Genomic DNA, 15,653 nt, shown 5'->3' with positions numbered 1-15,653 from the left:
TTGCCGCATCGGGGTCTCGCACGAGGCGATTTTCCGGATCGGACAGCGATGTCACGGCCGGCTCGCCGGGTCTCGGCAGCGGGAGTGACGTCGATCGGCGCCGCTGGGGCTGCATGAGGGTCGCATCGATCGTCCTGAAGGGGTTGTCGGCATCCCGAGTCAGGGCCTCCACCACCGGCAGCCAGGCGCCGCTGCTGCGCCATCGCGTATAGCGCAGGTGCACGACGCGGAAGTCACCGAAGCGCGGCGGCAGGTTGCGCCACGGAATCCCGGTGCGATAGCGGTACAGCACGGCCTCGACGAACAGCCGGTTGTCTTTGGCTGTCACGCCGACATGACCGCGGCGCCCGGGCAGCAGGTTCTTGATCAACATCCATTGGTAGTCCTTCAGCGCGTACATCCGTCCCCATGATTTGATTTCTATTTCCGCGAATATAACTGTCGGAAAACGTGCGTAATTGATGACAGTTACAAAGTGAAGTACTGAGGGTGTCTATTTTACCAATGAAGACAGCGGCAGGCCTGAGTTCAGTCAATTGAATTGATGACAAACGGGTTTTTCGCATCGATGTTACCGGTGGTTAATAAATTCCTAATTTATTACACCATCGAGGTCAATTGATGGTTTGATGGAATTCCAATTTCTGCTCACTCTATCGGAATTTTCCGCACCGGCGGGCTTCGCTTCGATGATTAGAATCCACGCCGTGCATCAATGCCGGGTGGCATTGACAATTGATTCTTAATCAAAAGATGGGGCGGCCAACACCTCCCCTTGCACGCATTGTCAACTTCAATATGGAATTACCATGAAGAAAATCATTCTGTCGACTCTCGTTGCCAGCGCCTCGGTTCTTGCTTTTTCCGCCCATGCATCGGGCCGGATCAATTTCGACGGCGAGGTGGTGGCCCAGACCTGCAACGTGACCGTCAACGGCCAAGCCACGACCCTGGTGCCGGGGACCAACGTATCGCTGCCGCACGTCACCCAGGGTGCCCTGGCCAACGTCGGCGACGTGGCTGGCGAGACGCGCTTCACCATCGGGCTCAGGGATTGCCTGGCGACCCCGGGCACGGCCGCCGCCTTCTTCGAGCAAGGCCCGACCGTGGATGGCTCGGGTCGGCTGAAGAACATGACGGTCGGCGGCGCCGACAACGTGCAGCTGCAGCTGCTCGATGTCGACGGCAACAATGCGCCGATCAACGTGGGTGACGCATCTCAGCGCACCAACAACGTCCACGGGACCATCTCCGGCGGCGCAGTGGATCTGCCATACGGCGTCCGCTACTACGCGACGGGTGCCTCCACCGCCGGCCTCGTGACCAGCTCGGTCACCTACACGATCGACTACCAATAAGGTTGATCGCGCCCGCGCGCCCTGGCGTGCGGGCGCCTCGGCGCGCCTCGCCGGCGCGCCCGTGCGAGCGACTTCGAACAGACTCAATGAAAAATCACTTTCGCACCGGCGTTCGCCGGCTCCTGGCCCTGTCCGCCTTCGCATTCGGCCTTTCGCATGCGGCCATCGTCATTACCGGCACCCGTGTCGTCTATCCGGCCGAAGAGCGCGAAGTCACGGTCAAATTGAACAATACCGGCGCATTGCCGGCGCTGGTCCAGAGCTGGATCGACGATGGCAATGAAAAAACCAGCGCTCAAGAAAAATCGGTGCCGTTCGCGCTATTGCCGCCGATATTCAGGATCGATCCGGGCAAGGGGCAGTCGGTGCGGATGACCTATACCAAGGAGCCGCTGCCGCAGGATCGGGAGTCGGTTTTCTGGCTCAACGTCCTTGAGATTCCGCCGCGGCCCGATGCCGAGCTTCGAGACAGCCGGAATATTCTGCAGATGGCATTTCGCTCGCGGATAAAGATATTTTTCCGGCCCAAGGGGCTGCCCGGCGACGCCAATGAAGCGATCGCCGGATTGCGCTGGCAATTGACTGCGAACGAGGCCCGCAACGGATACGACCTGAAGGCCGAGAACCCGTCGGCCTACCACGTCAGCGTGTCCAGGGCATCGGTCGCCTTCGGCGACCGGACCTACGAAACCGAGCGTGGCATGGTCGCGCCGCACGACAGCCTGCGCTTTCCGTTGGCCGGGCTGACATCGAAGCCGGATGCTGCACCCCGGATCCGCTTCACCGCGATCAACGACTACGGCGCCCCGGTCGACAGAGAGGTCGAACCCGCAGCCCGCGTCGAGACCCGGGCCGCGCAGCCGGACACGCCGCCCTGAGGGGCTGAATCGATTCCTGCCGGTGCAGCTTCAGGCACCGGGCCTCCCGACTTTCACGACGACCCGCCTCCAGGGGCTGGCGTGGCGCAGCGCTTTCCGCTGCCATGCGATGGATACAGAAAGATGCGAGCTTTTTCCCGGGGCGCCGTGCCCTCGTGGCCGTTGAGCCGCCTGAGTGCGGCGTTGATCTTCGTGTTCGGCCCCATGCCGCTGGCTCTCGCGCAGACCGGCGCGCCCGCTTCGGCCGACGGCTTGGCCGTGATCGAATTCAACGACGACTTCGCCCCTGCGGCGGCCGGTCCCAAGGTGGATTTCTCGCGCTTCGCCAAGGGCAATCCCCTGACACCAGGCGAGTACCGGGTCGACCTGTCGGTCAACGGCAAGGGACTTGGCCGCACCGAAGTCACGGTGAAGGCGATCCGCGGGCCGGACGAGGCGCAACTGTGCGTGACGCGCGCATTGCTCGAGCGGATGTCGGTCGACTTCGAGAAGCTGAGCGAGGCGGCGCTGCTCTCGCTGGCCGGGCCGGCGTGCCTGTCGATCAAGGACCTGATCCCCGATGCCACGCTGACCCTGGACACTTCCTCGCTGTCGCTCGACGCCAGCATCCCCCAGGCCCTGGTGCGCAAGACGCCGCGCGGCTATGTGGACCCTGCGGGCTGGGATCAGGGCGTCACGGCGGCGATGCTCGGCTACTCCTTCAACCACTATCGCCAACGCACGGCCGGACAATCCTTCGACTCGTCCTACCTCGGGCTGAACCTGGGCTTCAATGCCGGCGGCTGGAACTTCCGCCACAACGGCAGCATGTCCTGGCGAGCGCAGGGCGGCTCGACCTACCAGACGCAGAACACCTACGTGCAGCGGGACCTCGGCGCGCTGCGCGGCCGGCTCACGATCGGCGAGGCCAACACCAGCGGCGAAATCTTCGATACCGTGCCCTTCCTCGGCGCGCAGGCGGCCTCGGACGACCGGATGCTGCCCGATTCCCAGCGCGGCTATGCACCGGTCGTGCGCGGGATCGCCACCACCCAGGCGCGGGTCACCATCCGGCAGAGCGGGGTGGTCATCTACGACACGCCGGTGCCCCCTGGTCCCTTCGAGATCAATGACCTCAATCCGGCCGGCTACGGCGGGGACCTCGATGTGACGGTGACCGAATCCGACGGCCGCCAGCGCATCTTTTCGGTGCCCTACGTGTCGGTGCCGCGCTTGCTGCGTCCGGGCACCGCGCGGTTCAGCCTGACGGGCGGCCGCTTGCGCAATGCCGCCCTGATGGATCAGCCGGGTTTCCTGCAGGGCACCCTGCAGCGGGGCTTCAGCGACCGCCTGACCGGCTACGGCGGCATCCAGGCGAGCGAGCATTACGGCGCAGCGTTGGCGGGGCTGGCCGCGGCAACGCCGGTGGGGGCGCTGTCGGCCGACCTGACCGCGGCCAGTTCGGAGATCGGCGAGGCGCGCCGGTCGGGCCAAAGCCTGCGGCTGGGCTACAGCAAGTTCCTGGAGCAGTTCGCCAGCAGCGTCTCGGTGTCGGCGGCCCGCTTCTCGACCGACGGATTCTTCGGTTTCAGCGATGCGGCGCTGGCCGCTGACGCGGTTCGACGGGGGCTGGCGTTCGACTCGATCTGGCGGCCGCGCAATCGGCTGTCGCTCAGTTTCAGCCAGGCGCTGGGAGAACGCGGCGGCCAGCTCTCCCTCAGCGGCTACGCGCAGGACTACTGGAACCGGGATCAGCGCGACGTGCAATACCAGTTCAGCTACAGCAACAGCTTCGGCTCGATCAGCTATGCCCTGTCGATCAATCGATCGCGGGATGCCCTCGGCCGGATGGCGAACGTGTTCATGGCGAGTCTTTCGATCCCTCTGGGCAAGGCCGACAGGCCGCCGATCAACGCCATGCTCAACCTCAGCCGCAATGCCGACGGCGCGAGCGCCAGCCAGGCGACCCTGAGCGGGGTGGCCGGCTCCGGCAACGCGCTGTCCTGGGGCGTGGCGGCCGGACAGGCGGAGCAGCAGGGCGCCAACGGTTCCCTCAACGCCCAGTACCGCAGCCCCTACGCGAACCTCCAGGCGTTCTACGGGCAAGGCCGGGACTACACCAGCGGTTCGCTGGGCGTCAGCGGCTCGGCGGTGCTGCATGCCGGGGGGCTCACGCTGTCGCCGTACATCGGCGAGACGATCGGACTGGTCGAGGCCCCGGGCGCAGGCGGGGCACGCATCGAGAGCTATCCGGGCGTGGTCCTCGATGGCCAGGGCTTCGGCATCGTCCCTTACATGACGCCCTACCGGTTGAACGAAGTCGCGATCGATCCCAAGGGCATCTCCACCGACGTGGAACTGCAGGCCTCGAGCCAGCAGGTGGCACCGCGCGCCGGCGCGGTCGTGAGGCTGCAATACAAGACGGTGACCGGTCGCGCGCTGCTGGTCGACAGCCGCCTGCCGGATGGCGGCCCACTGCCGTTCGGCGCCGAAGTCAGGGACGCCAACGGCGACAACGTCGGGACAGTCGGGCAGGGCGGTCGCATCTTCGCGCGCATGCCCGAGACCAATCGAGTGCTGACGGTGCGATGGGGCGATCAGGATTCGCGCCAATGCAGCATCGATTTGTCGGCCTTGCCGGACCGCGTGTCGGGCAGCAGCGCGAGCCTGGAGCATTTCGACGGACCCTGCGCGGCCGCTGCGCCGTCCGCGGCGCCCGAAACCACGGGCGCCGTCAAATGAAACAACCTGGAGCACGCATGCAAGCATTTCCAAGGCAGGCCCACGCCGTGGCCGGCCGATTCGGCGCCGCACTCGCGCTGCTGGCCCTCTCGACGGCGGCGAGTGCCGCGATCCGCTGCGACTATGGCCTGGACAACGCCTATGGTCCGGCACCCGCTTCGCTCACCCAGTCGCTGGTGGTCCAGGCCCTGACGATCGGGCGCGACGTGCCGGACGGCACGATCATCTATCAGCAGCTCACCGACCTGCAGCCGTTCAGCATCCAGTGCAGCGGCGGCATCGGAAGCGTTGACCTGAGGTCGAACTACGGCGCCAATCCGCGGCCGCTGGCCTCGTGGAACACCGGACCCCATGCGGGCCAGGTCTACGAGTCCGGACTGCCGGGCATCGGGGTCTTCATCGAGGATCTGTCGTCCGATGCCGCGTTGCCGGTCGTGAGGAACCTGCCGATCACCTCGAACCCTGCCGCCGTCGGCGGCAAGCAGGCCCAGTTGCGCCTGAACCTGATCAAGATCGGGCCGGTGTCGCCCGGTGTGGTCAGCGGCAGCCAGCTTCCCGGCGCCGAGGTGTCGATCGCACAGCTGCCGCTGCTGCGGCTGCAGTTCGTCGGCGGCCTGCAGATCGTCTCGCAGACCTGTACCACGCCTGACGTGAACGTCACGATGGGGACTTACCGAAGCGGTGAGTTCTCGGGCCCCGGCAGCACCACGGCGTGGAAGCGTTTCGAGATCCGGCTGGAGAATTGCCCGGCTTTCTACGGCGCGTCGGTGTCGGCGACCAACAGCCACACGGGCGGGAGCGGATGGCAGTTCTCGGGTGTGACGCAAAGCAATCAGATCGGCTACAGCCTGTCCGGCACGACCCGCATGATCGGCCCGCCCAGCCAGGGGGTCGTCGCCCTGAGCCCGGCCCGGCGCGGCGGGATGGCGGCAGGCGGCATCGGGCTGCAGCTCGGACGGCCCGACGGTGCGCCGCATGGCTTCGATACGGTCTATCCCTCGGGGATCGACCCGAATTCGGAGCCGGGCGCCAGCTATGCGATCCCGCTGGCCGCGCGCTATGTGCAGACCGACCCGGTCGTGACGCCGGGCGAGGCCAACGGCGCGGTGATCTTCACGATCGACTACCAGTAGGGCGGGGCGCCATCGGCGGCGGCGCGTCAGTCGTAGGTCGTGATCACCACGGCGAGCGCGGAGGCGCCGGCTGGCGGCGCCAGCGTCAGGCTGCCGGTCTCGTGGCCCAGCCGGCAGCCGCGATCGGATGTGGTTTGCATCCCGGCGCCGCAGCGGATCTCAACAGGTTCGCGATCCGGTCGTTCGATGCGCACCACGGCGCTCCTGGGTTCGGATGGCGAGGCGATGAATCGCAGCTCGGTCCCGCGGAGCGTCGGGTCGTCGCGGGCGCCGCCAGAGGCGGCGGGTGAAACGACGACACCGTACGACGACGGGACGATCGCGCCGGCGAAGGCGATCGAGCCGCCCGCCGCGCTGGCGGCCGTGGTGAAGAGACAGGCGGCAATGACCGGGACGATGGCCATGCGCGAGGAAGCGCCAGTGCGCTGCTGCATATCTACCTCCTTGAGCTCGTGGTGGTTTCAAATATATTGCAAATGTTTCGACCAGTCACACGCTGAAACAACGAACCTTGACCGCCGACAAGCCGCCGCAATTGGATGCCCACCCCACGTAAACTGCCGGCCTGCCGTCATTTCGAAGAAAAGAGGACCACCGCATGAATTCACGCATCCGCCCGGCGCTCGCCGCTGTCGCCGCCACCCTGGCCTTCGCGGCCGCGCCGGCTTTCGCCGGCAAGACGCTCGACGCCGTCAAGCAGCGCGGCACCGTCAAGTGCGGCGTGACCAACGGGGTGGCCGGCTTCTCGGCGCCCGACACCCAGGGCAACTGGTCCGGGCTCGATGTCGACACCTGCCGCGCGATCGCGGCGGCCGTGCTCGGCGACGGCAAGAAGGTCGAGTTCGTGCCGCTGAATTCGCAGCAGCGCTTCTCGGCCCTGCAGGCCGGCGAGATCGACATCCTGGCGCGCAACACCACCTGGACGCTGACCCGCGACGCATCGCTCGGCTTCCACTTCACGACCATCACCTACTACGATGGCCAGGGTTTCCTGGTGCCCAAGAAGCTCAAGGTGACGAGCGCCAAGCAGCTCAAGAACGCCACCATCTGCACCCAGGCCGGCACCACCAACGAAAAGAACGTCGCCGACTGGTTCAAGGCCCAGAACATCCCGGTCAAGACGGTCGTGTTCGAGAGCTTCGAGGCCTCGTTCAAGGCCTTCTTCGCCGGTCGCTGCCAGGCGTTCACGACCGACACCTCGGCGCTCGCGGGCCTGCGCAACAAGGAAGCGCCGAACCCCGACGACTACGTGATCCTGCCCGAGCTGATCTCCAAGGAGCCGCTGGCGCCGCTGGTGCGCCGCGGCGACGACGAATGGTTCGCGATCGCCAAGTGGGTGCCCAACGCGCTGATCGAGGCCGAGGAGTTCGGCATCACCCAGGCCAACATCGACGAGCTCAAGGCCTCCAGCAAGGACCCGGCGCAGCAGCGCCTGGTCGGCAGCGGCGACGACCTCGGCAAGCTGCTGGGCCTCGACAAGGACTGGTCCTACCGCGCGATCAAGGCGGTCGGCAACTACGGCGAGATGTTCGAGCGCAATGTCGGCCCAAAATCGGTGCTCAAGCTGCCGCGCGGCTCGAACAACCTCTGGAACAAAGGCGGGCTGATGTACGGATTGCCGGTGCGATGAGCCGGCGCCGGGCCGCCTGGCTCGCCTGGGCCCTGCAGGCCCTGCTGATCGCGGCGATCGCGTCCGGCGTCGTCTGGCTGGTTCAGCATGCGCTCGAGGTGCTGCGCAGCCGCGGCGTGCACTCGGGCTTCGACTTCCTGCTGCAGCCGGCGGGTTTCGAGATCTCCGAGGGCTGGCTCGATTTCGATGCCGGCCAGCCGTTCTGGCGTGCCTTCCTGGCCGGCCTGATCAACACGGTGCGCGCCGCCGTGCCGGCAGCGCTGATCGCGGTCGTGCTCGGCACGCTGATCGGCATCGGCCGGCTGGCGCCGCACGTGCTGGTGCGCGGGCTGTGCAGGGCCTATGTGGAGACGATCCGCAACGTACCGCTGCTGGTGCAGCTGCTGATGCTGTACTTCGCGCTCACCCAGTTGCTGCCTGATTCCACCGAGCCGCTCGAACTGCTGCCGGATGTCTGGCTGAGCAAGGGCGGGCTGGCGCTGCCCTGGCCGGTCCGGGAGGAGGGCGCGTGGTGGCCCAGCCACTTCGAATGGCCCGAGCGCGGCAGCTTCAATGTCAGCGGCGGCGCGGCGCTGAGTCCCGAATACCTGGCGGTGGTGACCGCGCTGGCCCTCTACACCGCCTCCTTCGTCGCCGAGATCGTGCGCGCCGGCATCGCCTCGGTCGCGCAGGGCCAGAAGCTGGCCGCCCAGGCGCTGGGCCTGACCGGGTGGCAGCAGCTGCGCATCGTGGTGCTGCCGCAGGCGCTGCGCGTGATCGTGCCGGCCCTCACCAACCAGCTGCTGAGCCTGACCAAGAACTCTTCGCTCGCGGTGGCGGTCGGCTATCCGGAGCTGGTCTCGATCGCCAACACCTCGCTCAACTCGACCGGCCGCGCCTTCGAGTGCATCGCGGTGATCATGGCGGTCTACCTCGGGCTTTCGCTGCTGATCTCCTGGGCGATGAACCGCTACAACGCGCGCGTCGCGCTGCGGGGCTGGCGATGAGCGCCGGCGTGCGGGCGCCGATCGAATGGCGCGAGGAACTGTGGGGCTCGCCGCTGCGCGGGGCCTTCACGCTGGCGCTGCTGCTGCTGTTCGGCTGGGCGGGGTTCCACGCGTTCGAATGGGCGGTGCTGCAGGCCGTGTTCCGTCCGGATGCGCAGGCTTGCCGGGCCGTGCCCCATGGCGCCTGCTGGGGCGTCATCGCCGAGAAGTGGCGACCGATCCTGTTCGGCCGCTATCCCTACGAGGACCAGTGGCGGCCGGCGGTCGCCGTCACGCTGCTGTCGCTGACCACGCTGCTGAGCGCCTGGCCGCGCAGCTGGCGCTGGTGGCTGCTGCCGCTCTGGCTGGTGTCGCTGTCCGCGTTCGTGCTGCTGATGCGCGGCGGCGTGGCGGGACTGGCGGCGGTGGCGACCAACCGCTGGGGCGGCCTGCCGCTCACCATCGGACTGGCGGTGGTCGGCCTGGCACTGGCCTTTCCGCTGGCGCTGCTGCTGGCGCTCGGCCGGCGCTCGGAGTGGCCCCTGATCCGCACCCTCTGCGCCACTTACATCGAACTGGTCCGCGGCGTGCCGCTCATCTCGGTGCTTTTCATGGCTTCGTTCCTGCTGCCGCTGCTGTGGCCGGCCGGCTGGCAGCCCGACGTGCTGGTGCGGGTGCTCGCCGGCCTGTCGCTGTTCGTCGCCGCCTACCTGGCCGAGATCATCCGCGGCGGGCTGCAGGCGGTGCCGCGCGGCCAGGTCGACGCCGCGATGGCACTCGGCTTCGGCCGCTGGCCGGTGCAGCGCGACATCGTGCTGCCGCAGGCGCTGCGGCTGGTGGTGCCGGCCCTGACCAACAACGTGGTCGGCACCTTGAAGGACACCTCGCTCGTCACCGTGGTGGGCCTGTTCGAGCTCACCGGCGCGCTCGGCCTGGCGCTGGGCGGCGACCCGACCTGGCGGCCGTTCTACCTCGAGGGCTACCTGTTCATCGCCGCCGTGTACTGGGTGCTGTGCTTCGGGCTGTCGCGCTACAGCGGCTGGCTGGAGCGGCGGCTGTCGAGCGGGCATTGAGCGGTCTCATCGACAACTTCGAAATTGCATTTGTGCGTCGTTTGTACTAACATGGCGTACGTTCTGAAGGAAATCGCGATGACCACTGCTGCTCGTTCCTCCCGGCTCGGACTGCGTGCCACCCCGCAGCAGGAGACCGTACTGCGTCGCGCCGCGGAGGTCAGCAACAAGTCGATGACCGAGTTCATTCTCGATAGCGCCTACCAGGCCGCCGAACGAACCCTGCTCGACCAGCGCTTGTTCCTGGCGACGAGCAGTCAGTCGCAGGCGTTGCTGTCGATGCTGGATCGGCCCGAACAGGACAACCCCGGCCTGAAGAACCTGCTCTCGCGACGCGCTCCCTGGGACACCTGATGGCATTCGGTGCTCCGCAGGCGCTGGATGCGAGCCATCGCCTGGAAGCGTTCGATTGCGGCAAGCCTTCGCTCGATGATTGGTTGGTTCGGCACGGGCGCCAAGCGCAGGCCAGCGGATCGGCCAAGACCTTCGTGGTTGCGCAGGGCGCACGGGTCGCCGGCTACTTCAGCCTGACGGTGGGACAGATCGACACGCTGGATGCGCCTGATCGGGTACGCAAGGGCATGGGGGCCTTCCCCATTCCGGTGATCATCCTGGCCAGGCTGGCAGTGAGTTCGTCCGATCAAGGTCGGGGCATTGGCGTCGGCATGCTCCAGGACGCCATCCGACGCACGCTCCTCATCGCCGACCAGGCCGGCGTCCGCGCCATGTTGACCCACCCCATCGACGAAGATGCCGAGCGCTTCTATCTTCGATTCGGCTTCGAGCCGTCGCCCGTTCGTGAGCAGCAGTTGCTGCTGCTCCTCAAGGACGCGCGCCGGATCTCGTCGAGCCCGGCGCCCTGAGCTTCAAGGGGCCGCATGGGTCCCGAACGGGTTCGACGCACCGATGGCCGGAAAGTCGACGAAGGCCTTGCTGCAGTCGAGGATCTTCGAAGGCTCCTGGGTGTGCGCCGACGCGCCGCTGACGACGATGTTGTTGGCCGTCGATGCGGCGATCGGCAGGTTCACGTCGCTGAGCGTGAGGTTCGCATCCGAGGCGATCACCGAGATCAGCGCCGGATCGTCCGCCAGCACGTCGGTCATGGTCATGCCCAGCGGGTGGCCCGGCAGATAGCCCGTCGGAATGGCAGGCGTCGGCGTGAAGTAGCCGCCGGTGCCGGCCGCGAAGCCCTGCAGCTTGATCATCGCGCTGCCCATGATGCGAACGTTGCTGAGCGAGATGTCGTGGAAGTTCGGCACCTTCGGCCCCGTGCCCGGCAGCGACTTGGTGCTGTAGTAGGTGGTGAACAGCAGGGCGTTCTGCGCGTCCTTGATGCAGATGTCGCGGTAGTCGATGTTGCTGACTTCGCCGCCGCGCGCGTAGTCCGACTTGATGCGCAGGCCTTCTTCCGAATCCTGGAACGAGTTGTCGTACACATGGACGTTGGTGACGCCGGCATTGGTCTCGCTGCCGATCGAGATCCCGTGGCGCCAGTAGATGTGGTTGTGCGCGATCACGATGCCATGGGCACGGTCGCTGCGCTTGTCGCGATTGCCGTCGATGCCAAAGCCGACCGGGTTGGGGTTGTTGCTGCCCTTGAGGGCGATGTCGTCGTCGCCGGTGCTCACGGATTTCGAGCGCGACCTGACGGGGGTCGGCGAGACGGTCCCTCCCGATTTCCGCTTCCACCTGGCGATCGCCCAGGCGACCGGCAACCGGTACTTCAGCGACCTGATGGCGCACCTGGGCCTGGAGGTGATTCCGCGCACGCGGGTCTCGTCGTCATGGCTGAACGTCGAGCAGCGCGCCCAGCACCTGCAGAAGGTCCATCAGGAGCATCAGGACATCTTCGGCGCGATCGAGCGCCACGACCCCGAGGCGGCGCGCGCCGCCATGCGGATCCACCTGGTCAACAGCCGCGAGCGCCAGCGGCTGGCGCATGCGGATCCGTCGTCCGGCGGCGTCCCCGCGGTGGCTTAGGTCTTGCGGATCGTCAACTCGGCGAAACCGGTCGCAGGATCGAGCTCGCGGGTGAACCGCCACGCCGGCAGCCATGCCACCAGCAGCTCGGCGGTCGTGCGCACGATGCAGCCCGGCGCGACATGGCCCCCGCGCACCCGGCCTTCGGAATCGGACACGCTCATGTGCAGGTGCGAGCCGGTGGGCGACAGGGTGCCCGCCAGCGTCAGGATCTCCAGGTCGCCGAGCAGGGTCGCGGGTGTCTCGATGCCGGCGTAGCGCAGGCGTGCGGCGCCCAGGCTGCCGATCCCCGAGAGCACGAACCCGGCCGCGCAGCTCCGCGCGGCCAGCGCCGCATCGAGGGCGCCGCGCAGGTCGTCGCCGGGGTGCAGGCGCAGCGGCGTCGCTTCCACCTCCGGCTCCTCAGGCCGCCAGCGCCTCGAGCAGCTCGGTCTCGATCGCCAGCTGGGCCCGCTGGCCCTGGAGCTCCGGGCCGCTGATCAGGAAGGTGTCCTCGACCCGCTCGCCCAGGGTCGTGACCTTCGCCAACTGCAGGTTCAGGTGGTGCCGCGCCAGCACGCGGGCCACCGAATAGAGCAGTCCGGCGCGATCGCTGGCCGAGATGCTGAGCAGCCAGCGCTGCGCCTTCTCGTCGGGCAGCAGGCTGACGCGCGGCTTGATCGGGAAGCTGCGCACCCGGCGCGAGACCCGGCCCTTGCTCGGCGCCGGCAGCGGGCCGGCCTCCCTGAGCGTCTTGGCCAGGCCGGTCTCGACCATGCTGATCAGGTCGCGGTAGTGCTCCGGGATGAAGGTGGTCACGACCTGGAAGGTGTCGAGCGCGAAGCCGTTGCTCGCCGTGTGCACCTTGGCGTCCAGGATGCTGAAGGACGACTGGTCGAAGTAGCCGCAGATGCGCACGAACAGGTCGGCCTGGTCGGGCGTGTAGACCACCACCTGCAGGCCTTCGCCGACCGGCGACAGCCGGGCCCGCACGATCGGCGGCGTGTGCGGATCGATCGGCACGCCGGCATGCGGCACGTGGCGCGACAGCTGCTTGGCGTGCCAGGCGATCTCGTTGGCATCGTGGCGCATGAAGTAGCCGACGTCGAGCGTCTCCCAGAGCGCCTTGTGCGCGTGCAAGGGCTCGGCGTAGAGCGCCAGCTGCACCAACGCCTCGCGCTTGCGGGCCTCGATCTCGGCGCCGGGGTCTGGCATGCGGCCGCCCAGCACGCGCGAACTCAGCCGGTAGAGGTCCTCGAGCAGCTTGCCTTTCCAGGCGTTCCAGACCCTCGGCGAGGTGCCGCGGATGTCGGCGATCGTCAGCAGGTACAGCGCCGTCAGGTAGCGCTCGTTGCCGACGCGCTTGGCGAAGGCGCCGATGACCTCGGGGTCGCTCAGGTCCTGCTTCTGCGCCACCTGGCTCATCACCAGGTGCTCGGCGACCAGGAACTCGATCAGCCTGGCGTCTTCGCGCGGGATCTCGTGCTGGCGGCAGAAGCGCCGCACGTCGCGCGCGCCCAGGGTCGAATGGTCGCCGCCGCGGCCCTTGGCGATGTCATGGAACAGCGCCGCGATGTAGAGGATCCAGGGCTTGTCCCAACCGGCCGCTAGCTGCGAGCAGAAGGGGTACTCGTGCGCGTGCTCGGCGATGAAGAACCGGCGCACGTTGCGCAGCACCATCAGGATGTGCTGGTCGACCGTGTAGACATGGAACAGGTCGTGCTGCATCTGGCCGACGATGGTCCGGAACACCCGCAGGTAGCGCCCCAGGACCGAGGTCTGGTTCATCAGCCGGAGCGCGTGCGTGATGCCGCGCGGCTCCAGCAGCATCCGCATGAAGGTCGCGTGGTTGACGGGGTCGTTGCGGAACTTGCTGTCCATCACGTGGCGCGCGTTGTAGAGCGCCCGCAGCGTGCGCGCCGACAGGCCGTTGACGCCGATGGTCTTCTGGTAGAGCAGGAAGGTCTCGAGGATCGCGTGCGGATCCTTCACGTAGAGGTCGTCGCTCGCGACCTCGATCAGGCCGCCCTTCTCGAAGAAGCGCTCGTTGATCGGCGTCGGCTGGTCGGCCTGCGGCTGCAGCTTCTCGGCGATGTTGAGCAGCAGGATCTGGTTGAGCTGGGTGACCGCCTTGGCGGCCCAGTAGTAGCGCCGCATCAGCGCCTCGCTGGCCTTGCGCTGCGACTCGCCGACATAGCCGAAGGTGGCGGCCACCGCGGTCTGGAGGTCGAACACCAGCCGGTCCTCGCGGCGATTGGCAGTGACGTGCAGGCGGGCGCGGATCAGGCTCAGGAGCGCCTCGTTGCGCTTGATCTGCTGGATCTCGAACGCGGTCGCCAGGCCATTCCTGGCGAGGTCGTCCCAGCGGTTGCCGAAGCCCGCGGCCTTGGTCATCCACAGGATGGTCTGGAGGTCGCGCAGGCCGCCTGGCGACTCCTTGCAGTTGGGTTCGAGCGCGTAGGGCGTGTTGTCGAACTTCTGGTGGCGGTGCCGCATCTCCTGCGACTTGGCGGCGAAGAAGGCCTGCGGGTCGATGGCGGCGAAGAAGTTCTTGCGGAAGCTCGCATAGAGCTTTTTGTCGCCGATCACCAGGCGCGATTCGAGCAGCGAGGTCTGGACCGTGACGTCCTTGGCGGCTTCGTCCAGGCATTCGGAGACCGTCCGCACGCTGGAGCCGATCTCGAGCCCGGCATCCCAGCACTGGCCGATGAAGGCCTCGAGCCGTGCCGGCTCGACCCCGCTGTCCTCGCCCTCGGGCAGCAGCAGCAGCACATCGACGTCGGAGTAGGGAAACAGCTCGCCGCGCCCGAAGCCGCCCACCGCCACCAGCGCCAGCCGGTGGCCGAAGCCGGCGTCGGCCCACAGCGCGCCGAGCGTCTCGTCGGCCAGCGCCGCCAGCTGCCGCAGCACGGTGTGGACGCTGCGCGTCGGCGCCCGCGCGCTGCGCAGCTGGTCGAAGAGCGCCAGCTTGTGCGTGCGATAGGCGTCGCGCAGCGAGGCGATGTCGACCATGGGCGCCAGGAGCAGCCGGCGCGGTTTCAAGCCGCGGCGCTGACGAAGGCCGGCACGGGTGGGCTGCCGGCCGACAGCGTCAGCACCTCGTAGCCGGTCTCGGTGACCAGCACCGTGTGTTCCCACTGCGCCGACAGCGAGTGGTCGCGGGTGACGATGGTCCAGCCGTCGTATTGGCCACCCTTGGCGTCTTCCTTGATCTCGCGCTTGCCGGCGTTGATCATCGGCTCGATCGTGAAGGTCATGCCCGGCTTGAGCTCCTCGAGCGTGCCCGGCCGGCCGTAGTGCAGCACCTGCGGCTCCTCGTGGAAGCCCCGGCCGATGCCGTGGCCGCAGAATTCGCGCACCACCGAGAAGCCGTTGCTTTCGGCGAAGCGCTGGATGGCGAAGCCGATGTCGCCCAGATGGGCGCCCGGCTTGACCTTGACGATGCCGTGCCACATGGCGTCGTAGGTGAAGGCGCACAGCCGCTTGGCCGCGATCGAGGCATCGCCGACCACGAACATCCGGCTGGTGTCGCCGTGCCAGCCGTCCTTGATGACCGTGATGTCGCAATTGATGATGTCGCCCTTCTTGAGCGGCTTGTCATTCGGGATGCCGTGGCAGACCACGTGGTTGACCGAGGTGCAGATCGACTTGGGGTAGGGCGTGCTGCTGGCGCCCATGTAGTTCAGGGGCGCCGGAATGGCGCCCTGGACCTGCGTGATGTAGTCGTGGGCGAGCTTGTCGATCTGGTTGGTCGTGACGCCGGGCACGACGTGGGGCGTGAGGTAGTCCAGGACCTCGGAGGCCAGGCGGCAGGCCACGCGCATGCCGGCGACGCCCTCGGCGTCTTTGTAGGTAATGCTCATGGCCGGAATTATCCCATCCGAGCCGTTAAAATTCAGGGTTAGCGCGGATGGCCCCAGTCAGCGGCCGCCGCCT

General features: G+C 67.3%; 14 protein-coding genes and 2 pseudogenes. 10 read left to right on the top strand and 6 right to left on the bottom strand.

All coding sequences use genetic code 11. From position 1 onward, the window contains the following. Nucleotides 1-100: 100 nt before the first annotated feature. Nucleotides 101-400, bottom strand: a pseudogene (locus tag AC1DF3_RS01575) (transposase); the annotation flags it as partial. 409 nt (nucleotides 401-809) lie between these two features. Here AC1DF3_RS01575 and AC1DF3_RS01570 point away from each other — a divergent pair. The 4 genes from AC1DF3_RS01570 (at nucleotide 810) to AC1DF3_RS01555 (ending at nucleotide 6,090) form a co-directional block, all read left to right on the top strand. Continuing rightward, on the top strand, nucleotides 810-1,358 hold the full coding sequence (locus AC1DF3_RS01570; RefSeq protein WP_286531953.1) for a fimbrial protein: 549 nt from the start codon (nucleotides 810-812) through the stop codon (nucleotides 1,356-1,358). A gap of 86 nt (nucleotides 1,359-1,444) precedes the next feature. Beyond that, nucleotides 1,445-2,236 carry a fimbria/pilus periplasmic chaperone gene (locus tag AC1DF3_RS01565; protein WP_286531952.1) on the top strand — a complete coding sequence of 264 codons (792 nt, stop codon included), beginning with the start codon at nucleotides 1,445-1,447 and terminating at the stop codon, nucleotides 2,234-2,236. A 123-nt stretch (nucleotides 2,237-2,359) separates the two neighbouring features. Continuing rightward, complete coding sequence (locus AC1DF3_RS01560) at nucleotides 2,360-4,957, top strand: fimbria/pilus outer membrane usher protein (RefSeq protein WP_478138652.1); 2,598 nt, start codon at nucleotides 2,360-2,362, stop codon at nucleotides 4,955-4,957. A gap of 17 nt (nucleotides 4,958-4,974) precedes the next feature. Continuing rightward, nucleotides 4,975-6,090, top strand: a complete 1,116-nt coding sequence (locus tag AC1DF3_RS01555) for a fimbrial protein (protein ID WP_478138651.1) — start codon at nucleotides 4,975-4,977, stop codon at nucleotides 6,088-6,090. Nucleotides 6,091-6,116: 26 nt separating this feature from the next. On the opposite strand, the gene AC1DF3_RS01550 is transcribed toward AC1DF3_RS01555, so the two are convergent. Continuing rightward, nucleotides 6,117-6,524, bottom strand: a complete 408-nt coding sequence (locus tag AC1DF3_RS01550) for a hypothetical protein (protein WP_286531949.1) — start codon at nucleotides 6,522-6,524, stop codon at nucleotides 6,117-6,119. A 164-nt stretch (nucleotides 6,525-6,688) separates the two neighbouring features. On the opposite strand from AC1DF3_RS01550, the gene AC1DF3_RS01545 reads away from it, so the two are divergent. The 5 genes from AC1DF3_RS01545 to AC1DF3_RS01525 all read left to right on the top strand — a co-directional run bounded on the left by AC1DF3_RS01545 (nucleotide 6,689) and on the right by AC1DF3_RS01525 (nucleotide 10,621). Continuing rightward, nucleotides 6,689-7,720, top strand: a complete 1,032-nt coding sequence (locus AC1DF3_RS01545; protein WP_286531948.1) for an amino acid ABC transporter substrate-binding protein — start codon at nucleotides 6,689-6,691, stop codon at nucleotides 7,718-7,720. Further along, nucleotides 7,717-8,706 carry an amino acid ABC transporter permease gene (locus AC1DF3_RS01540; protein ID WP_478138650.1) on the top strand — a complete coding sequence of 330 codons (990 nt, stop codon included), beginning with the start codon at nucleotides 7,717-7,719 and terminating at the stop codon, nucleotides 8,704-8,706. The genes AC1DF3_RS01545 and AC1DF3_RS01540 overlap by 4 nt, the downstream gene beginning before the upstream one ends. Beyond that, nucleotides 8,703-9,758 (top strand): amino acid ABC transporter permease, encoded by a 1,056-nt coding sequence (locus tag AC1DF3_RS01535; RefSeq protein WP_478138649.1) that lies wholly within the window; start codon nucleotides 8,703-8,705, stop codon nucleotides 9,756-9,758. The genes AC1DF3_RS01540 and AC1DF3_RS01535 overlap by 4 nt, the downstream gene beginning before the upstream one ends. Nucleotides 9,759-9,836: 78 nt before the next feature. Next, on the top strand, nucleotides 9,837-10,112 hold the full coding sequence (locus tag AC1DF3_RS01530; protein ID WP_286531945.1) for a type II toxin-antitoxin system TacA family antitoxin: 276 nt from the start codon (nucleotides 9,837-9,839) through the stop codon (nucleotides 10,110-10,112). Further along, nucleotides 10,112-10,621 carry a GNAT family N-acetyltransferase gene (locus tag AC1DF3_RS01525; protein ID WP_286531944.1) on the top strand — a complete coding sequence of 170 codons (510 nt, stop codon included), beginning with the start codon at nucleotides 10,112-10,114 and terminating at the stop codon, nucleotides 10,619-10,621. Before AC1DF3_RS01530 ends, AC1DF3_RS01525 begins: the two co-directional genes overlap by 1 nt. A 3-nt stretch (nucleotides 10,622-10,624) precedes the next feature. Here the strand turns inward: AC1DF3_RS01525 and AC1DF3_RS01520 are convergent. Further along, nucleotides 10,625-11,386, bottom strand: a pseudogene (locus AC1DF3_RS01520) (glycosyl hydrolase family 28 protein); the annotation flags it as partial. Between AC1DF3_RS01520 and AC1DF3_RS01515 the strand changes: the two are divergent. After that, nucleotides 11,277-11,738, top strand: coding sequence for a FadR/GntR family transcriptional regulator (locus AC1DF3_RS01515; protein ID WP_478138648.1), 462 nt, complete (start codon nucleotides 11,277-11,279; stop codon nucleotides 11,736-11,738). The pseudogene AC1DF3_RS01520 and the gene AC1DF3_RS01515 overlap by 110 nt on opposite strands. On the opposite strand, the gene AC1DF3_RS01510 is transcribed toward AC1DF3_RS01515, so the two are convergent. From AC1DF3_RS01510 to map, 3 genes are read right to left on the bottom strand one after another with little or no spacing between them, the layout of a single operon-like run. Beyond that, nucleotides 11,735-12,130, bottom strand: a complete 396-nt coding sequence (locus AC1DF3_RS01510) for a PPC domain-containing DNA-binding protein (RefSeq protein WP_478138647.1) — start codon at nucleotides 12,128-12,130, stop codon at nucleotides 11,735-11,737. The two genes, AC1DF3_RS01515 and AC1DF3_RS01510, sit on opposite strands and share 4 nt — an antisense overlap. A 10-nt stretch (nucleotides 12,131-12,140) precedes the next feature. Then, nucleotides 12,141-14,729 carry a [protein-PII] uridylyltransferase gene (locus tag AC1DF3_RS01505; RefSeq protein ID WP_478138646.1) on the bottom strand — a complete coding sequence of 863 codons (2,589 nt, stop codon included), beginning with the start codon at nucleotides 14,727-14,729 and terminating at the stop codon, nucleotides 12,141-12,143. Between the two features lie 26 nt (nucleotides 14,730-14,755). Continuing rightward, nucleotides 14,756-15,580 (bottom strand): type I methionyl aminopeptidase, encoded by an 825-nt coding sequence (map, locus tag AC1DF3_RS01500; RefSeq protein WP_286531938.1) that lies wholly within the window; start codon nucleotides 15,578-15,580, stop codon nucleotides 14,756-14,758. Nucleotides 15,581-15,653: the final 73 nt, after the last annotated feature.

This window comes from Variovorax sp. 10N432, from assembly GCF_056394465.1.
Note: the sequence above shows the minus strand (reverse complement) of the source record. Positions and strands in the feature narration are given on the sequence as shown.